At 45.0% G+C, this 353-nt stretch carries 1 protein-coding gene; it reads left to right on the forward strand.

Annotation, left to right across the window (positions count from 1 at the left end):
* Positions 1-107: 107 nt before the first annotated feature.
* Positions 108-353 (forward strand): hypothetical protein (locus AW165_RS18685; RefSeq protein WP_155859667.1); only part of this gene is annotated, 246 nt, incomplete at its 3' end.

Genomic DNA, 353 nt, shown 5'->3' on the forward strand with positions numbered 1-353 from the left:
AAAAAGCGTTATCCAGATTTGCACGGCAAGCGCCAATTTCGCTGGCCTTATTTCAACAAAGCATCATCAGTGGTGCGTCAATTCAAAAAGCTAGAAGGTATCGAACTATGTCTATAAAACAACTACGTGCAGCTATAGCGCCCTGCTGTGGTCTTGGGGCTAATAGTGCCGAAGTAGACGCGGCTTTGAATAACGTCTCTGCGCAGCTCAGAACGCAAGAGCAATTGCTTGTTGAAACGCTGAATATTCTTGAACATTCGCTGAAAGCTATTCGCCTGGATGCCGTGACAGAAGAGCTACTTCAAAATCACTACGGTGCAATCAAAGTAATTCGTGAGCACTTTGAATCTGCT

This window comes from Acinetobacter sp. LMB-5 (genome assembly GCF_001541635.1).
Classification (GTDB): Bacteria; Pseudomonadota; Gammaproteobacteria; order Pseudomonadales; family Moraxellaceae; genus Acinetobacter; species Acinetobacter pittii.